The following is a 16,129-nucleotide window of genomic DNA, read 5'->3' as shown; positions in this document are numbered from 1 at the left end:
GAAAGCCGATGCTGCGGATCGAACTCCTCAATGACCAGCGCGACAGCCTCGGCGAAGGGCCGCTGTGGGACGTCGCCGAACAGCGGCTCTACTGGATCGATTCCTATGGGCCGGCGGTCTATTCCTGCGACGCGCGCGGCGGCGACCGCAAGAGTTGGCGCGTACCGGAGCCGATCGGCTCGCTGGCGCTGCGGGAAAAGGGTGGCGCGATCGTTGCGCTGCGCTCGGGCTTCTTCACGCTCGACTTCGACACCGGCGCTGTCGAGCGGATCGCCCAAACCCAGCCGGGTGAGCTGCGCCCGCGGCTCAACGACGGCAAGGTCGACCGCCAGGGCCGCTTTCTCGCCGGGTCGATGGACTTCGAGGAGAGCGATCCGGTCGGCGCGCTGTTCCGGCTCGATCCCGACCTGTCGGTGCACGAGCTCGACCGCGGCATCGTCTGTTCCAATGGTCCCTGCTTCAGCCCCGACGGCGGGACCCTTTATTTCGCCGACACCGGCCGGCGCGTCATCTATGCCTACGACTACGACACCGGAACGGGCGCGGTCCGCTCGCGGCGTGTCTTCGCGAGCTTCGAGGGGATGCGCGGCCTGCCGGACGGCGCGACGGTCGACGCAGAGGGGTTCGTCTGGAGCGTCGAGGTCTATTCGGGGCGGCTCGTGCGCTTCGACCCGAACGGGGTGATCGACCGGATCGTCAACCTGCCGGTCGAGTCCACCACCAGCCTGACCTTCGGCGGTCCCGAACTCGACGTCGTCTACGTCACCTCCATGGCCCGGCCGTACCAGGGCAGCTACCACCGCCACCGCGAGGCGGGCGGGCTGTTCGCGGTCACCGGCCTCGGCGTGCGAGGTCTGCCGGAACCACGCTTTCTCGGATAGGAGCAAACGCATGCGCATCGAAGTTCTTCTCGACGTGAAGACGACGCTGGGCGAGGGCCCGCTCTGGGACGTCGACCAGGAGCGGCTCTACTTCATCGACAGTTTCGATGGCCGGGTGTTCCGCACGACCGCGGATGGCCGGGAACTGCGCGCCTGGGACGTGCCGGAAAAGATCGGCTCGATGGCGTTGCGAAAGGACGGTGAGGGCGCAATCGTCTCGCTGCAGGGCGGCTTTCACGCCCTCGACTTCAACACCGGCGACGTCGATCTCATCCACGATCCCGAGCCGGACCGGCCCGCCAACCGCATCAACGACGGCAAGGTCGACCGGAAGGGCCGCTTCTTCGCCGGCTCCATGGACACGATGGAGGAGGGGCCTTTCGGCGCGCTGTATCGTCTCGATCCGGACTTTTCGGTCACCAAGGTCGACAGCGACATCATCTGCTCGAACGGACCGTGCTTCAGCCCGGACGACAAGACCTTCTACTTCGCCGATACGTGGACCGGCGAGATCTGGGCCTACGACTTCGACGTCGAGACCGGGGCGATCTCCAACCGGCGCACCTTCACCAAGGTCGACACCGCGGGCGGCGGTGCGGCCGACGGCGCGACGGTCGACGCCGAGGGCTGTCTCTGGAATGCGCTCGTCTATGCCGGCAAGCTGGTGCGGTACACGCCGGACGGCACGGTCGACCGGGTGATCGAAATGCCGGTCAAGAAGGTCACCAGCGTGATGTTCGGCGGCCCCGACCTCGACATTCTCTACGTCACATCGATGGCCAAGCCGCCGCTGCCCCGCTTTCCCGGCGACGGCGTGATGCGCGGCAGCCTCTTTGCCATCCACGACCTCGGCATCCGCGGCGTGCCGGAGCCGCGCTTCGGCGCGTGAGCGAGATGGCCAGGCCGCGGTCGGGGCGCGCTCGTCGCAACCGGGAACTCACGTCGTGGTCCCGCCCCGATCTGCCGATGGGCAGCGAATCTGAAGACCCTCGCCCTCCTCGAGGCCGCCTATCGCTCGGCCGCGAACGGGCAGATGGTCCGGCCGGCGGATCTTTGAGCGGGCGGCCGGCCCGCCGCCGCCGGAGCAAAGCTCCGGCGCGGGTGCTGCACGGCTGACGCTTGCGGGACGCCGTTTCATCGCGAACTTGACCGCCGCGCCGCTTCGTGGATTGAAGCTCTATGGCTGGTCCGAAGATCCTCTGGTCGGCTGAAGCGCATCTGAGGAAAGCCCGTGGCGTCGCAACTCTCCCCAGGCCCCGACGGGGACAAGATCGTTCGCCGAAAACTGTCGGATCAGGTCCTTGCGCGGCTGCGCGAGCTGATCCGGGCGGGCGAACTGAAGCCGGGTGACGCGATGCCGTCGGAACGGGCGCTGATGGAGCGCTTCGGCGTCGGCCGCCCGGCGGTGCGTGAGGCGCTGCAGTCGCTGCACAATTCCGGCCTGATCACCATCAACCACGGCGAGCGCAGCCGGGTGAACGAGATCACCGCCGGCACCGTGCTCGACCGTTCCGACGAGATTGCCCGCTTGCTGCTCGATTCGGTGCCCTCCAATCTCGAGCACCTGAAGCAGGCCCGCCGGATGTTCGAACTCGGCATCGTCTGGCTCGCCGCCGAAAAGGCGACGGACGACGACGTTGCGGCGCTCAGGGAGCTCGTCGCCCACCAGCGCGCGCTGCTCGGCACCGATGCCGTGCCCTTCATCCAGACCGACATGGCGTTTCACGCCCGCATCGCCGAAATCGTCGGCAACCCGATCATCGCGGCCGTCTCGGTGGCGATGCTGCGCTGGCTGTTCGAGTATCACACCGCGCTGCTGCACTGGTCGGGCAAGGAGGACGTCACCCTTGCCGAACACGAGCGCATCGTCGATCTCATCGAAGCACACGACGCCGAAGGGGCGGTGGCTACGATGCGCGACCACCTCGACCGCTCGCTCGACCTCTACGCGCGCAGCGACGGGCCGACGCAACCGGGCGGGTGAGGGCAGGTCGGTGGGCGAGCTCGATCAGCTGGCATTCCTGCTGGCCATGCTCCCGACATCTCCTTTGAACAGCGCCATGACTAGATCGGTCTGGGTAACGAGCCCAATCAGATGGTCCGTCTCGTCTACGACGGCGACATGGTGAAGCCGAGCTTTCGCAAGGAACGGAACGAGCTCGGCAATAGAGGTATTCGCCAAGGCCTTTTGTGGATCCTTCGAGACGATTTTGTCGACCGTCATCTGCGTCGAGAACCCCTTGTTGAAGCCGTTCGCCAAGCGCCTGTCGGCGCGCAGAGACGGGCGGCCGAGACCTCTTCCGACGGCTTCCATGAAATTCTCCCGCGACAACATCGCGACGATCTTCCGGTCCTCGGTCGTGACGGGAAGAACGCTGAAATCTCGATCCTGGATGATGTGCCATGCCTCGCCGATCGTCGTCGTCGGCGAGATCGTCACTACATCGCGAGACATGACATCCCCGCAGGTCAGATTGCCGGAGCGCCGCCGATAGGCCTCCTGTTCCGCCGTCGTGAGTATGGTCATCAGATCGCTCCGATCGATGTCGACGACCTTGCCATAGCGCTTCAACACCGCGTCGAGATCGGCCAGCGTAAATCCCACGCGATCATGAGGTGATGCGTCCGCGGTCCCATGGGCGTTCTTGTTCTCCAATGCCCTGAGGTGCGGATAGCGCCTTCCCGTCAACCGATTGAAAGCAAGTGCCACGGCGAGCAGGAGCGCCGAGTTGAGGCCGATCGGAACTACGGCGAAAGCAAAACCCAAAGCATCGGCGCTCGGCCCTGCCAGAACGGCCGTCACGGCGACGGCGCCACCGGGAGGATGCAGGCAACGCAGGACGAACATCAGTGCGATGGCGAGGCACACCGCGACAGCCGCAGCCAGTAGCGGGTCCGGGATCAGCATGCGGCAAGTGATGCCGACCAGAGCGGCCGACACGTTGCCACCGATGATCGACCAAGGCTGAGCAAGCGGACTGGATGGCACCGCAAACAGAAGGACGGCCGACGCCCCCATGGGCGCGACCAGCAGGGGCACGATGGTATCGGGGCCGAGGATGAGAAGCGTGGTGAAGCCGGTGAGCGCAATCCCGACGAGAGCGCCGACGCTCGCCCGCAACTGCTCTTGCGCGGTGACATGACCGAGCTCGGGGACGAGCCGAACGAGAAATTGCCGAACCATTCGAGATTGCCTTCATGCGAAATCGATGCCGCAGTTATCAGCATTCTGCGCAAATGAAAGGCAGCGTGGTGCGGCCGGCCGAGCTGGCTGTATCTGCCTCATTGGGTCCGTCGTCCTCTCCGGATACGCCACCAAGATTCATTCGAACTGATCTGGCTCCTCTTGGACGCGTTCTGCAGATCGTCATGAGGACCGCGGCCGGGGCCGACAGAATTGACATTCCTCGCCCAATCATTATCTCATCATACCAGTTGATGCCGCCCCTCCGGGCGACGACGGAGAGACTGTGATGACGAGTGTTGCGCTGTTCGGGGCCGGTGGGAAGATGGGCGTCCGGCTGTCGAAGAACTTGGCCAAGACCGATTTCGACGTGCGGCACGTCGAGGTCATGCCGGCCGGGCAGGCGCGGCTGAAGGAAGCCGTCGGCGCCGACTGCGTCGAGCCGGATGCGGCGATCGACGGCGCCGAGGTGGTGGTGCTGGCGGTGCCCGATACGGCGATCGGCAAGGTTGCCGGGATGGTCGTCCCGAAGCTCGCGCCCGGCACGATCGTGGTGATTCTGGACGCTGCGGCCCCCTTTGCCGGCCATCTGCCGGAGCGTGCCGACATCACCTATTTCGTCACCCATCCCTGCCATCCGACGATCTTCACCAAGGAGACGACGGAGGCGGGCCGCAACGACCATTTCGGCGGCGTCGCGGCGGAGCAGGCGGTGGTCAACGCCCTGATGCAAGGGCCGGACGAGCATTACGCGATCGGCGACAAGGTCGCCCGGGCGATCTATGCGCCGGTTCATCGGACCCACCGCGTCACCGTCGAGCAGATGGCCTATCTCGAGCCGGGCCTGTCGGAGACGGTTTGCGCGTCCCTCCTCGTCGTCATGCGCGAGGCGATGGAAGAGGTGATCAAGACCGGCGTGCCACGAGAATGCGCCCGGGACTTCCTGCTCGGCCACATGAACATCCTCGGCGCGGTGATCTTCGAGGAGGTCGACGGGGTGTTTTCCGACGCCTGCAACAAGGCGATTGAATTCGGCAAGCCGATGTTGATGCGCGACGACTGGAAGAAGGTCTTCGAGCCCGACGAGATCGCGGCGAGCATCAAGCGGATCACCTGATGGCGCGAGACCTCGGCAAGACCGGGACGAACAGGGCGGCGCCGAAGCGCCGCCCTCGGATCGCGTCCGCCGGACCCGGCCGTCAGCCGTGCCTGATCGACACGGTCTTCAGTCTCGAGAACCCGTAAAGCGCTTCGAAGCCCTTCTCGCGCCCGTGGCCGGACTTGCCGACGCCGCCGAAGGGCAGCTCGACGCCGCCCCCGGCGCCGTAATTGTTGACGAAGACCTGGCCGCAATGAAGCTTACGGGCGAGCCGCATCTGCCGGCGGCCATTCTCGGTCCAGATCCCCGCGACGAGACCGTATTCCGTGCCGTTGGCGATGCGGATCGCCTCGGCTTCGTCCGCAAAGGGGATCATCACCTGCACCGGCCCGAAGATTTCCTCCTGGGCGAGCGCGTGATCCGCCGGAACGTCGGAAAACAGCACCGGCGCTACGTAGTGCCCCGCAGCCGGGGCGCTTTCGTGGATCCGTCCTTCGGCGGCGACGGTGAGTTCTGCGCGGCCCTTGGCGATGTAGCGGGCGACGATGTCCTTCTGTTTGGCCGAGACGAGCGGGCCGAGGTCGAAGCTTTCCGAGGCCGGGCCGGCGACGAGGGCGCGATAGGCCGCGGCCATGCGGTTCTTCACCTCGTCATAGATGCCGCGCTGGACGAGGACGCGGGAGGCGGCCGAGCAGGTCTGGCCGGCGGCCTGGATACAGGCGCCGACGAGGGTCGGCAGCGCCGCGCCCAGATCGCAGTCGTCGAAGACGATGTGCGGGCTCTTGCCGCCGAGTTCGAGCGTCACCGGCACGACGTTCTCGGCCGCCGCGGTCTGGATGCGCCGGCCGGTGCCGACCGAGCCGGTGAAGGAGACGTGATGGACGCGCGGGTGGGCCGACAGCGCGGCACCGACTTCGTGGCCCCAGCCGGTGACCACGTTGAGCGCCCCGGCCGGCAGCCCGGCCTCTTCGGCTAGCGCGGCGACGGCAAGGGCGCTGAGCGATGCGTCCTCGGCCGGCTTGAGAACGCAGGCATTGCCCATGGCCAGCGCCGCCCCGACCGAGCGGCCGAGGATCTGCATCGGATAGTTCCAGGGGATGATGTGGGCGGTGACGCCATGCGGCTCGCGCAGGGTGAGGACGGTGGTGCCGGCCTGATAGGGGATCGTCTCGCCCATCACCTTGTCGGCCGCCCCGCCGTAGAACTCGAAATAGCGCGCAAGGGCCTTGGCGTCGTTGCGCGCCTGGGCGATCGGTTTGCCGATATCGGCCGATTCCAGGTGGGCGAGCGTTTCGGCGCGTTCCTCGACGAGGCGGGAGAGGCGCATCAGGATGCGCCCGCGCTCCGTCGCGGTCATGGCGCCCCATTCGCCGTCGAGAGCGACTTCCCCGGCCGAGACGGCCGCCTCGACATCATCGGCGGTGCCGGCGGCGATGCTGGCGATCGCTTCGCCGGTCGAGGGGTTTTCCACCGGGATCGACGCGCCGCCCGTTGCCGGGCGCCAATGCCCCCCGATGAGAAGCTTCGCTGGGTCGAACCAGAGGCCCGTCTGTATCGTCATCGTGTCGTTTCCTTCCCTGAAGTGTCGAGCCGCCGGGATGCGAGAGGCGTGCTTCCGCTGCGGCTTTTGAAATTTGCACCGGATCGATCGTCGGCGCCCGGTCGCGCGACGCCTGCAGCGGAGCTGCGCCGCTCAGTCGTGCTGGCGAACGTGGGTCTCGATCCGCTCGCGCCCGGCCTCGATGTGGCCGCGCATCGCCGCCTCGGCCCGCGCCGGATCGCGCGCTTCGATCGCTGCGAGGATGTCGAGATGCTCCGCGATCACCGCATGAGCGACGTCGGAGTGATAGCGCAGGCGAAAGATGTGCATCTGCGTGAACAAGCGGCCGAGCGTGTCCTCGATCAACTCGTTGCCGCAGGCCGCGGCGATCGCAGTGTGGAACCGGCTGTCGAGGACGACGAGCCTGGCTCGATGATCGGCGATGTCCTCGGCGATGAGCTTCTGCATCTCCTCGGCGATCGCGCCGAGATCTTCCAGCGCCGCGGGCGAGGCGTGCCGGGCCGCCCGCGCCGCGCTTGCCGGCTCGATCAGGCCGCGCAGCTCGAAGATCTTCTCGAACTGGTCGAGCGTCGGGAGCGGCCCGACGCTCCAGCCGGAATACTGCTTCTTGACGACGAGCCCCTCCGCTTCGAGGCGGATGAGGGCGGCCCTGGTGGGTGTCTGCGACACGCCGAAGCGCCGCGCCAGCCCGTCGATGGAAAGCCGCTCGCCGGGCGGGATGCGCAGCGAGATCAGGTCGTCGACGAGGCGCTGATAGATCTCGTCCCCGAGCGAGGGGCGCAGCGTGATCTGGTCCTTCGCCTCGCTTTGCCAGTCCGCGGCCGAGCCGGATGATGCGTCCCTCGCGACCAAAAAAGTGCGTCCTTGACCGATGGCTTTCCTTTCCATACGAATATCGTATCGGATATCTGGTGTAAACACTGGGGCCGATCGGGCCAGCGCCCGGCGCGAGGGAGACGCGCGGCGCATTCGGCGGCCCTTTCAACGGGAGGAGAAATCCATGAATTGCAGGTCGATGCTCGCCGGATTGTTGCTGGCGACGAGCGCACTCGCCACGACGATGGCGGACGCGAAGGAAATGAACTTTGCCATCGTCACGCCGCCCGAGGGTCACTATGGCCAAGGTGCCAAGGCGTTCGCCGAAAAGATGAAGGAGCTTTCGGGCGGAGACTTCGTCGTCAACGTCAAGGCCGGCGGCTCGCTCGGCGGCGAGCGGGAGCTGCTGGAGGGCGAGCAGATCGGGACGATCGAACTTGCCATGACCTCGACCGGCCCAGTCGGCTCATTTGTGCCGGAGATCTACGCCCTCGATTTTCCCTTCCTTTTCAAGGATTACGCCAGCGCCCGAAAAATCCTCGATGGCGAGATCGGCCAGGAGCTGCTGTCGAAGTTCGAGGACAAGGGCATGATCGGGCTGGCCTGGTCGGAAAACGGCTTTCGCCACGTCACCAATTCGGTCCATCCGGTGAAGACGCCGGAAGACCTCGCGGGGCTGAAGCTTCGGACCATGGAGAACCAGGTCCATATCGACGCCTTCAAGGAACTCGGCGCCTCGCCGACGCCGATGAGCTGGACGGAGGTCCTGACCTCGCTCCAGCAGGGCACGATCGACGGGCAGGAGAACCCGATCCCGATCATCGTCTCCAACAACATGTGGGACATGCAGAAATACGTGACTCTCACCGGCCACGTCTATTCGCCGGCGGTGATCACCATGTCGAAGATCCACTGGGACCAGCTGTCCGACGAGGAGAAGGGCTGGATCAGGGAAGCTTCGCAGGCCGCCGTCGAAGCGACCCGCAAGGTCGTCGACCAGACCGAGGCGGATGGCGTGAAGACCATGCGCGAGCATGGGATGGAAGTCGTCGAGGACGTCGACAAGGCGGCCTTCCAGTCCGTCGTCGAGCCGACCTACGAGCGCTACGGCAAGGAATATGGCGAGCAGATGATCCAGCGGATCCGCGACGCGCAGCAGTAGGCATCGACGTGTCCGGCTCCGTCTTTTCACAGGCGGGGCCGGGCCCGCATTCTGGCAAGAGCGGTCCCACCCGTTCGTAACCGCGACGTCTGACGTGTCGATCTTGCCGAGCCGTGCGGCTCGTACTCGTCTCCGCCCGCTGACGCCCCCGATCTCAGCCGCCCGTCACTCGCAGTCCCTGTCACCCGCCGTCTCTGTCACCCGAAGGTGTCGCCGATGCGCAAGACCGCCCTCAACGTCGCCGAGCGGGTGATCTCGCTCACCCACAATCTCGCGGCCCTGCTGCTCGCATTGGCGACGCTGCTGGTCTTCTGGCAGGTCGTCACGCGCTTCATCCTCGGCGATGCGGCAGCATGGTCGGAGGTGCTGGCCCGTGGCGTCGTCATCTGGATGGTCTTCCTCGTCGCGGGGGCCGGTTTCCGCCTGAGCGCGATGATCCCGCTCGAATTCGTCCGCTCCGTCCTGCCGGACCATCTGCAGCGCGTCGTCGGCTTCGTCGTGATGGCGCTGATCCTTTGCTTTCTCGGCGTCCTCGTCTGGTTCGGCACGGCGATGACGATCCGCGTCTCGACCCAGCAGGTGGCGATGCTCGGCGTGCCGATTTCCTGGTTCTATGCGGCGATCCCGGTCGGTGCGGCGCTGGCCTCGCCCGGCGTCCTGCTCGAATTCTTCAGGCCCATCGACGGGGTTCGCGACGACGCGGCGGCGCGGGACGAGGTGTTCGAATGAACGCCGCGCTCGTCTCGGCGCTGATCTTCTTCTTCGTCCTGTCGGTTCCCGTCGGGGTGGCGATCGGACTTGCCGCGATCGTCGGTGTGGGCTTCTTCTCGCCGCTGCCGCTGCTCGTCGTTCCCCAGAAGATCTTCACCTCGCTCGACAGCTTCCCGCTGCTTGCCGTGCCCTTCTTCATCCTTGCCGGCAATCTGATGACCCATGGCGGCGTCTCGCGCCGGCTGGTCGGCTTCGCCAAGTCGCTGGTCGGCGGCGTCCAGGGAGGGCTCGCCTCGACCTGCGTCGTCACCTGCATGATCTTCGCGGCGATCTCCGGCTCCTCGGTCGCCACCACCTTCGCCATCGGCGCGATCCTCGTGCCCGCGATGGCACGGCACGGCTATCCGCTGCCGATGGCCGCGACCATCCAGGCGAGCTCAGCCGAACTCGGCGTCATCATCCCGCCCTCGGTGCCGATGATCATCTTCGGCGTCGCCACGGAGACCTCGATCACCCAGCTGTTCATGGCCGGCATCGGTCCCGGCCTCCTCGTCGCCACGGCGCTGATCTTGATGACCCAGGTCTGGTGCCGCGTGAAGGGCATTGGCAAGCAAGACGGCGAGGAGAGCGCGCCGGTTCTCACCAGCTTCGTCGACGCCTTCTGGGCGCTGATGCTGCCCGTCATCATCCTCGGCGGCATCTATGGCGGCATCTTCACGCCGACCGAGGCGGCGGCGGTCTCGGTGGTCTACGCGCTCGTCGTCGGCCTGTTCGTCTACCGGGAGATGACGATCGCCGACCTGCCGCAGATCTTCCGCTCGGCCGCCGTCTCGACCGGCGCGATCATGCTGATCATCGCCACGGCTGGGCTGTTCTCGTTCCTGGTCAGCCTGTCGGGCCTGCCGAACCTGATCGGCGGATGGGCAGAGGCGAATTTCGACAGCGCCGTCGGCTTCCTGCTCTTCGTCAACGTGCTCCTGCTCGTCGTCGGCATGTTCGTCGAGACCTCGGCGGCGATCCTTGTGCTCGCCCCGATTCTGACGCCGATCGCCATCGGCTTCGGCGTCGATCCGGTGCATTTCGGCATCGTCGTCATCGTCAACCTGGCGCTCGGCATGATCACGCCGCCGCTCGGCGTCAATCTCTTCGCCGCCGCCCAGGTGGCGAAAATCCCGGTGCAGCGGATGTTTGCCTCGCTGGTGATCCCTGTGACGGTCGTCTTCGGAACGCTGCTCCTCATCACCTACGTGCCGCAGATCTCCCTGTTCCTGCGCGATCTCTTCACCTGAGGTCTTTCGCTCGCCTTTCGGCCGATCCCGCAACGAGACTCGACGCCATGACGAAGACGGCAAAGCAGGCGAACGGATCGCGACCGTCGAAGGCGAGGGCATCGGGCCGCGTCCGGACGGAGCCGGGGCGGGGGAATACGTTCCCACCGACCTCGGCGGCAGGGCCCGGTGCAGCGAGATGAGCAAGGCGATCCAGCGGGCTCTCGCCTGACATTCGAAAACGGACGGAAGACCTCATGAGCAAACAGACCATCGGCATCGTCGGCGTCGGCATGATGGGCCACGGCATCGCCCGCAACGTCCTGAAGGCCGGCTGGCCGCTCGGCTATCTCGCCCATCCCGGCAACCAGCCGACGGCGGATCTCGACGAGGCCGGCGCACGGCGCTTCGATAAGGTGGCGGATCTCGTCGCCGCGAGCGACGTCGTCATCCTCGTCGTCACCGGCAGCGCGCAGATCGAGGAGTTGATCCTTCGCGAGGACAGCCTCGTCGACGCGCTGCAACCGGGAACGATCGTCGTCGACTGCTCGACCGGCATTCCCGCCGTGACCATGCGTGCGGCCGGGCGCGTGGCGGCGGGCGGCGGCCGCTTCGTCGATGCGGCGATGACGCGAACGCCGAAGGAGGCGGAGGAGGGGCGGCTGAACCTTCTGATCGGCGGCGAGGACGCGACCGTCGCGGAACTGACGCCGCTGTTCGAGGCCTTTTCGGAAAACCGCTTCCATGCCGGCCCGGTCGGCTCCGGACAGATGCTGAAGCTGATCCACAACTTCGTCTCGCTCGGTACGGTGACGCTGATCAGCGAGGCGGCGGCCTGCGCCGCCGAGAACGGCATTGCCGCGGAGATTCTCGTCGACTGTCTGCGGCGGGGCGGCGGCCACGGCGCGGCGCTGGAGCGGGTGGCGCCCTTCCTGCTGGAAGGCGAGACCAGCCAGATGCGCTTCACCAATGCCAATGCCCTGAAGGACCTCGGCTATTACGGCAAGCTCGTCGAGGCGACCGGAACCCGCCGGGACGTTGCCGAAGGCGTGCTCTCGGCGCTGGGATGGCTTAACGAAAGCGGCTTCGGCGAGGCGATGGCGCCGGAGGCGGCGAAGGCGTTCCGGCAGAAGGGGTAGGGCGCGAGGCCTGCCGATCGCCCCGTCGGGGTCGATCCTAGCGAAATGTCTGCAATGCTGCCGCGAGCGCCGGATGGGTCTTGGCATGGACGTCGAGCGGCGTGCCGGCCATCGCCGCCTCCCAGGCCTCGCGCATGCTGGCGACGCCGCCGGCCGGGCCGTGCGGATGTGCCATGATGCCGCCGCCGGCGGCGTGAATCAGATCGCTCGATCCCAGCCTGACGAAGGTCTCCGGCGCCTGCCGCGCCGTCTGGCCGGAGGAGAATACCGGCATGGCGAGGCAGGGCGCGTCGTCGGAAAGCGGCGTCAGGCAGGCGCGCGCCGCCTCGATGACGCTGGCGTCGTCCTCGGAGAACTTGTTCTGAAGACCGTTGACATGCATGTGGTCGCAGCCGGCCAGCCGCCAGATCTTCTGCCAGGCGCCGTAGGACCAGCCGAGCGCCGGGTGGCGCGAAAGGTAGCCCCAGCCGTTGCGATGGGCGTGGATCGGCAGCTGCGAATGGCGGGCGAGCTCGATCATGCCGACGAGACCGATCGAATTGATGCTGGCCATGACGCAGGTGCCCCCGAGGTCGCGCACGAGGTCGTGCCGGCGACGCATTTCGTCGAGATCGCCGGTGATGTTGAAGGCGAACATCGCCTTCTTGCCGGTGCGCTGGGCATGGCGATCGATCACCGCCATCACAGCGCGGGCGCGCGCCTCGAACGGGCAACCGGGCCCGTCCGACTGGAGTTCGTCGTCCTTGACGAAATCGATGCCGGCGGCGGCGAGAGTGTCGACGATCTCGGCCGTTCCCTCAGCCGTCAGCCCGATGCTCGGCTTGACGATCGTGCCGATCAGCGGGCGATCGAAGACCCCGGCGAGGCGCCGGGTGCCGTCGATGCCGAATTGCGGGCCACGATATCGGGCCGCGAAGGCCCGCGGCAGGCGGATGTCGAGGAGGCGCAGGCCGGACACCTGCTTCAGTTCGAAGAGATTGCCGGCGATGGTGGCGAGAAGGTTGGGCAGCGAGGCGCCGATGTTGTCGAGCGGCCAGGAGAGCGTCACCCGGGCCCTGGTGAAACGGCCCGTCTCGGCCGGCTCCGCGGCTTCGGGCAGCGAAGGCTCCCCGATGGTGTCGATTACCTCGATCCGTTCGACCCGTGCCGCCGCCCGCGCCTTCAGTTCCGGCGTCTCGCCGGGGACGGGCAGGAACGTGCCGCTCGACTGCTCGCCCGCCATGACCTCCGCCGCCTTCTCGACTGCGCCGGGCGTTTCGAGAAGGTAGTCGGCCTCGATGCGATCCCCGGTGGGATGGCTGGGCCCAGGCACGACGTCGGTCTGAGGCATGGATTCGATGGGGCTCGATCGATGGCATCACGTGTCATCATCTCATTATACCAGACGTCCGTTTGCGACAAGGGTCTCCTCAAGGGGCAGTCGACCTGAAGCCGTGCCCATTGCGCCGATAGCCGCTCGGGGAGATCGCGCATTTCGGCCGCGACCTCCACGGCAGCGGCTCCGATGAGCGCTGGCGCATGGACCGGGTAGCTGTGGAGGCCACCGGTGAAGCCGATCACCCGCCTGCCGGCGGGGTGGTGGGCGATGCCGGGAACCGGGGCGACGGTGCCGTTGATCTGGACGACGGCGACGCCGAGGCGGCTCACGCTTTTCTCGGTGTCCTCTTTCATGCCGCAGGCTCCTTCGACGATCCGTCGGACAGGGCATGCAGGATGGGCGTCAGCATGTCGACCGCCTCGCGGTACTGGGCGAGCAGGCGCCGGTACTGGGCGTGACAGGCCGGATCGGGCCGGGCGTGGCGGGGCGCGCCGCGACTGGCGTGCCCGGAAGCATGACCATGGCGGAGGCGCTGGAGCTCTGCGGCACGGCGGGAATGGGCGGGATGATCGTCCACCATTCGATCTCTTCGCTTTCAACACCGTTCCCCGCCGCGAGGCGGAGGCGCTTGCATGCCGAAGCGATCTCCTTCATGCGGTGGCGGCCCGTATCGGCCGAGCCTATGGTCTCGGGCAACGGCAGGCGGACTGAGACGATGAACCACCCGGCGGAAGCGGCGCCGCCGCGCAACATGCTCGAGATGATCCGGTTGATCCGGCCGGATCTGCGCAAGTCCGACCGCAAGGTGGCGGACGCGCTGCTGGAGAACCCGCACCGGATCCTCAATTCGTCGCCCGCCGTCTCGACCGGGTGCAGAACCAGCGACTCGTCTGGATGAAGCGGTACCTCGCTTAGGTGCGAAAGAACGGACTGTTCTAGGCCTAGGGGGGCACCGGCGGCCGGGCGCGTCCTCGACTTCGGTACCGTCCACAGTGGACGAGGCCGCGTGGCAGGTTCGGCTCCTTCCGAACCGTTCCAATCATGGAGGCGATGATCGCATGGCACTTTCGGGCACCGCAGCAGTCGTCATATGGAATGACGTGACCCCCGAAGCGCGGGCCGAGTTCGTTGCCTGGCACAACCGGGAGCATATCCCCGAGCGCGTTTCCATCGCGGGCTTTCGCCGCGGACGGAGGGGCCGGGCGGTCTCCGGCGGTCCGGAATTCTTCACGCTCTACGAGGTGGAGAGCGAGGCGTTTCTCGGCGGCGAGTATCTGCGCCGGCTGAACGACCCGACGCCGTGGACGCGGCGCGTCATGCCGGCGTTCCGGCACGCTTCACGCGCCTTGTGCCGGGTCGAGTTCAGCCTCGGGGCGGGGGTGGGTGGCTTCGTCGCCACCGCCGTCCTGCCGGAACTCGGCGATGCCGACGCAACCTTCAGGGGGGCCCTGCAGCGGACGGCCGAGACGCTCTTTGCGAGGGAGCCCGCGCTGACCGGCCTGCACTTTCTGCGCTGCGACGCCGGGGCAAGCCGCGCGAAGACGGCCGAACATGTCCTCCGCCGCGAAACCGGAGAACTGCCGGCCGGCATCCTTCTGGCGGAGGCCGGCGATGCGGCGCCGCTTGCCGACATGGTCGCCGGGTTTACGGAGAGGATGGCGGGCGAGACGGGAAGGCGGATCGAAACGGGACGGACCGCGATCTACCGGCACGAACTCTGTCTGTCCGCCGGCGAGGTTCTGCCGCCTTGGGACGGTGCCCCGTCTATGGGTGGCGAAGGCCCGGCCGAAGGCACCGCCTGATACGGAGCGGTCGCCTGCCTGCAAAACGGCGAACTGCGAGCCCGCTCGATCACCCGGGCGGGCTCGACCGACGGCCCGATCGATCGACCGGGCCGCCCATCGGTTCATGCATGCGGGTTCAAACGTCCGCGTTCGCCAGGCTGTTCTGGACCGCGCGGGCGAGAACGGCATTCTTGTCGGCGAGACTGCCGGCCGCCTCATAGGCCTCGATCGTCTCGAGGATCTCCTGGCGAAACGCGACGGCCGTCGCCTCGCTCAGCGCCTGATCGAAATAGTAGTCGCAGAACGGCTGGACGATCTTGGCCAACACGAAGAGCGCCACGGCGTCTTCGCCGCCCTGGGCGGCCTTCTGGAGGCTTGACTGGGCGAACTCTTCGTAGGTCCGAACGCCGAGATGGCCTTCGGCGATGATGCGCTTGACGTCGCTCAACATAAACTGCTGCTCCTAGTCCTTGGGATACGAGCTCGCACCGCCATGGGCGGCCGACCAACTCATCGGATTGTGGAGGAAGGCTTCGACTTCCTGCAGGATCGATTCTTCGAAGTAGCCCTGGTCGCGCGCCACCTTCAGGACGTCCCACCATGTGGCGAGGGCGTGCATCTGGATGCCGTTGTCCTTCAGGGTCTGCTTGGTCTCGGGGAAGATGTCGTAGTGGAAGATGACGAAGGTGTGCTCGACCGTCAGGCCGGCCTTGCGCAGCGCTTCGCAGAAGCGGATCTTGCTGCGGCCGTCGGTGGAGAGATCCTCGACCAGCACGATCCGCGAGCCCTCGCGGTAGTCGCCCTCGATCTGCGCGTCGCGCCCGAAGCCCTTCGGCTTCTTGCGGACATACTGCATCGGCATCGACAGGCGATCGGCGATCCAGGCGGCGAAGGGGATGCCGGCGGTCTCGCCGCCGGCGATGGCGTCGAGGGATTCAAAGCCGATGTCGCGCAGGATCACCGAGGAGGCGAAGTCCATCAGCGTATTGCGCACCCGCGGATAGGAGATCAGCTTGCGGCAGTCGATATAGACTGGGCTCGCCCAGCCGGAGGTGAAGCGGAAGGGCTCATCCGCGCGAAAATGGACCGCCTTGACCTCGAGGAGCATCTTGGCGGTCATTTCGGCGATCAGGGTTTTGTCGGTGAAGCTCGTCAAGTCCGGTGCCTTTCCTGGAATGAGTGAGGCCCGTCGGGCGAGCGCCAGTC

The 16,129-nt window shown here is 66.7% G+C and carries 16 protein-coding genes; 10 read left to right on the top strand and 6 right to left on the bottom strand.

What is annotated here, in order from left to right; genetic code table 11:
- The first annotated feature begins 8 nt into the window (after window positions 1-8).
- The 3 genes from GTK09_RS04515 (at window position 9) to GTK09_RS04505 (ending at window position 2,865) form a co-directional block, all read left to right on the top strand.
- The gene (locus GTK09_RS04515; protein ID WP_163461289.1) at window positions 9-881 is read left to right on the top strand and encodes an SMP-30/gluconolactonase/LRE family protein; all 873 of its coding nucleotides are present in this window, start codon (window positions 9-11) and stop codon (window positions 879-881) included.
- A gap of 10 nt (window positions 882-891) precedes the next feature.
- On the top strand, window positions 892-1,770 hold the full coding sequence (locus GTK09_RS04510) for an SMP-30/gluconolactonase/LRE family protein (RefSeq protein WP_163461288.1): 879 nt from the start codon (window positions 892-894) through the stop codon (window positions 1,768-1,770).
- Between the two features lie 342 nt (window positions 1,771-2,112).
- On the top strand, window positions 2,113-2,865 hold the full coding sequence (locus GTK09_RS04505; RefSeq protein WP_163461287.1) for a transcriptional regulator NanR: 753 nt from the start codon (window positions 2,113-2,115) through the stop codon (window positions 2,863-2,865).
- A gap of 24 nt (window positions 2,866-2,889) precedes the next feature.
- On the opposite strand, the gene GTK09_RS04500 is transcribed toward GTK09_RS04505, so the two are convergent.
- Window positions 2,890-4,065, bottom strand: a complete 1,176-nt coding sequence (locus GTK09_RS04500; RefSeq protein WP_446685265.1) for an HPP family protein — start codon at window positions 4,063-4,065, stop codon at window positions 2,890-2,892.
- Between the two features lie 289 nt (window positions 4,066-4,354).
- Between GTK09_RS04500 and GTK09_RS04495 the strand changes: the two genes are divergently transcribed.
- Window positions 4,355-5,182 carry a phosphogluconate dehydrogenase C-terminal domain-containing protein gene (locus GTK09_RS04495; RefSeq protein WP_163461285.1) on the top strand — a complete coding sequence of 276 codons (828 nt, stop codon included), beginning with the start codon at window positions 4,355-4,357 and terminating at the stop codon, window positions 5,180-5,182.
- A gap of 82 nt (window positions 5,183-5,264) precedes the next feature.
- On the opposite strand, the gene GTK09_RS04490 is transcribed toward GTK09_RS04495, so the two are convergent.
- Window positions 5,265-6,725 (bottom strand): aldehyde dehydrogenase family protein, encoded by a 1,461-nt coding sequence (locus GTK09_RS04490; protein WP_163461284.1) that lies wholly within the window; start codon window positions 6,723-6,725, stop codon window positions 5,265-5,267.
- Window positions 6,726-6,857: 132 nt separating this feature from the next.
- The gene (locus GTK09_RS04485; RefSeq protein WP_163461283.1) at window positions 6,858-7,577 is read right to left on the bottom strand and encodes a GntR family transcriptional regulator; all 720 of its coding nucleotides are present in this window, start codon (window positions 7,575-7,577) and stop codon (window positions 6,858-6,860) included.
- A gap of 148 nt (window positions 7,578-7,725) precedes the next feature.
- On the opposite strand from GTK09_RS04485, the gene GTK09_RS04480 reads away from it, so the two are divergent.
- The 4 genes from GTK09_RS04480 (at window position 7,726) to GTK09_RS04465 (ending at window position 11,821) form a co-directional block, all read left to right on the top strand.
- Entirely contained in the window at window positions 7,726-8,703 is a 978-nt protein-coding gene (locus GTK09_RS04480; RefSeq protein WP_163461282.1) for a TRAP transporter substrate-binding protein, read from the top strand.
- A gap of 216 nt (window positions 8,704-8,919) precedes the next feature.
- Window positions 8,920-9,432 carry a TRAP transporter small permease gene (locus tag GTK09_RS04475; protein ID WP_163461281.1) on the top strand — a complete coding sequence of 171 codons (513 nt, stop codon included), beginning with the start codon at window positions 8,920-8,922 and terminating at the stop codon, window positions 9,430-9,432.
- The gene (locus GTK09_RS04470) at window positions 9,429-10,703 is read left to right on the top strand and encodes a TRAP transporter large permease (RefSeq protein ID WP_163461280.1); all 1,275 of its coding nucleotides are present in this window, start codon (window positions 9,429-9,431) and stop codon (window positions 10,701-10,703) included. The genes GTK09_RS04475 and GTK09_RS04470 overlap by 4 nt, the downstream gene beginning before the upstream one ends.
- A gap of 236 nt (window positions 10,704-10,939) precedes the next feature.
- Window positions 10,940-11,821, top strand: coding sequence for an NAD(P)-dependent oxidoreductase (locus tag GTK09_RS04465; protein ID WP_163461279.1), 882 nt, complete (start codon window positions 10,940-10,942; stop codon window positions 11,819-11,821).
- A 37-nt stretch (window positions 11,822-11,858) separates the two neighbouring features.
- Here the strand turns inward: GTK09_RS04465 and GTK09_RS04460 are convergent, their stop codons facing one another.
- Window positions 11,859-13,151 (bottom strand): ribulose-bisphosphate carboxylase large subunit family protein, encoded by a 1,293-nt coding sequence (locus GTK09_RS04460; RefSeq protein WP_163461278.1) that lies wholly within the window; start codon window positions 13,149-13,151, stop codon window positions 11,859-11,861.
- 376 nt (window positions 13,152-13,527) lie between these two features.
- Here GTK09_RS04460 and GTK09_RS04455 point away from each other — a divergent pair, with 376 nt between their 5' ends.
- On the top strand, window positions 13,528-14,037 hold the full coding sequence (locus GTK09_RS04455; RefSeq protein ID WP_163461277.1) for a hypothetical protein: 510 nt from the start codon (window positions 13,528-13,530) through the stop codon (window positions 14,035-14,037).
- A gap of 160 nt (window positions 14,038-14,197) precedes the next feature.
- The gene (locus GTK09_RS04450; RefSeq protein ID WP_163461276.1) at window positions 14,198-14,941 is read left to right on the top strand and encodes a DUF4286 family protein; all 744 of its coding nucleotides are present in this window, start codon (window positions 14,198-14,200) and stop codon (window positions 14,939-14,941) included.
- Window positions 14,942-15,059: 118 nt separating this feature from the next.
- On the opposite strand, the gene GTK09_RS04445 is transcribed toward GTK09_RS04450, so the two are convergent.
- Both GTK09_RS04445 and GTK09_RS04440 read right to left on the bottom strand, forming a co-directional pair.
- On the bottom strand, window positions 15,060-15,374 hold the full coding sequence (locus GTK09_RS04445) for a hypothetical protein (protein WP_163461275.1): 315 nt from the start codon (window positions 15,372-15,374) through the stop codon (window positions 15,060-15,062).
- A 12-nt stretch (window positions 15,375-15,386) separates the two neighbouring features.
- Window positions 15,387-16,079 carry an orotate phosphoribosyltransferase gene (locus GTK09_RS04440; protein WP_163461274.1) on the bottom strand — a complete coding sequence of 231 codons (693 nt, stop codon included), beginning with the start codon at window positions 16,077-16,079 and terminating at the stop codon, window positions 15,387-15,389.
- Window positions 16,080-16,129: the final 50 nt, after the last annotated feature.

Origin of the sequence: Jiella pacifica, from assembly GCF_010500815.1 — a bacterium.
Classification (GTDB): domain Bacteria; phylum Pseudomonadota; class Alphaproteobacteria; order Rhizobiales; family Rhizobiaceae; genus Jiella; species Jiella pacifica.
This window is presented reverse-complemented; position numbering and strand designations above follow the sequence as displayed.

Excerpts from the sequence above, each read along its gene's own strand:
- GTK09_RS04515 (WP_163461289.1), top strand. The coding sequence starts at position 9 with ATGCTGCGGATCGAACTCCTCAATGACCAGCGCGACAGCCTCGGCGAA.
- GTK09_RS04510 (WP_163461288.1), top strand. The coding sequence starts at position 892 with ATGCGCATCGAAGTTCTTCTCGACGTGAAGACGACGCTGGGCGAGGGC.
- GTK09_RS04500 (WP_446685265.1), bottom strand. The coding sequence starts at position 4,065 with ATGGTTCGGCAATTTCTCGTTCGGCTCGTCCCCGAGCTCGGTCATGTC.
- GTK09_RS04495 (WP_163461285.1), top strand. The coding sequence starts at position 4,355 with ATGACGAGTGTTGCGCTGTTCGGGGCCGGTGGGAAGATGGGCGTCCGG.
- GTK09_RS04490 (WP_163461284.1), bottom strand. The coding sequence starts at position 6,725 with ATGACGATACAGACGGGCCTCTGGTTCGACCCAGCGAAGCTTCTCATC.
- GTK09_RS04480 (WP_163461282.1), top strand. The coding sequence starts at position 7,726 with ATGAATTGCAGGTCGATGCTCGCCGGATTGTTGCTGGCGACGAGCGCA.
- GTK09_RS04475 (WP_163461281.1), top strand. The coding sequence starts at position 8,920 with ATGCGCAAGACCGCCCTCAACGTCGCCGAGCGGGTGATCTCGCTCACC.
- GTK09_RS04470 (WP_163461280.1), top strand. The coding sequence starts at position 9,429 with ATGAACGCCGCGCTCGTCTCGGCGCTGATCTTCTTCTTCGTCCTGTCG.
- GTK09_RS04465 (WP_163461279.1), top strand. The coding sequence starts at position 10,940 with ATGAGCAAACAGACCATCGGCATCGTCGGCGTCGGCATGATGGGCCAC.
- GTK09_RS04460 (WP_163461278.1), bottom strand. The coding sequence starts at position 13,151 with ATGCCTCAGACCGACGTCGTGCCTGGGCCCAGCCATCCCACCGGGGAT.
- GTK09_RS04455 (WP_163461277.1), top strand. The coding sequence starts at position 13,528 with ATGCAGGATGGGCGTCAGCATGTCGACCGCCTCGCGGTACTGGGCGAG.
- GTK09_RS04450 (WP_163461276.1), top strand. The coding sequence starts at position 14,198 with ATGGCACTTTCGGGCACCGCAGCAGTCGTCATATGGAATGACGTGACC.
- GTK09_RS04445 (WP_163461275.1), bottom strand. The coding sequence starts at position 15,374 with ATGTTGAGCGACGTCAAGCGCATCATCGCCGAAGGCCATCTCGGCGTT.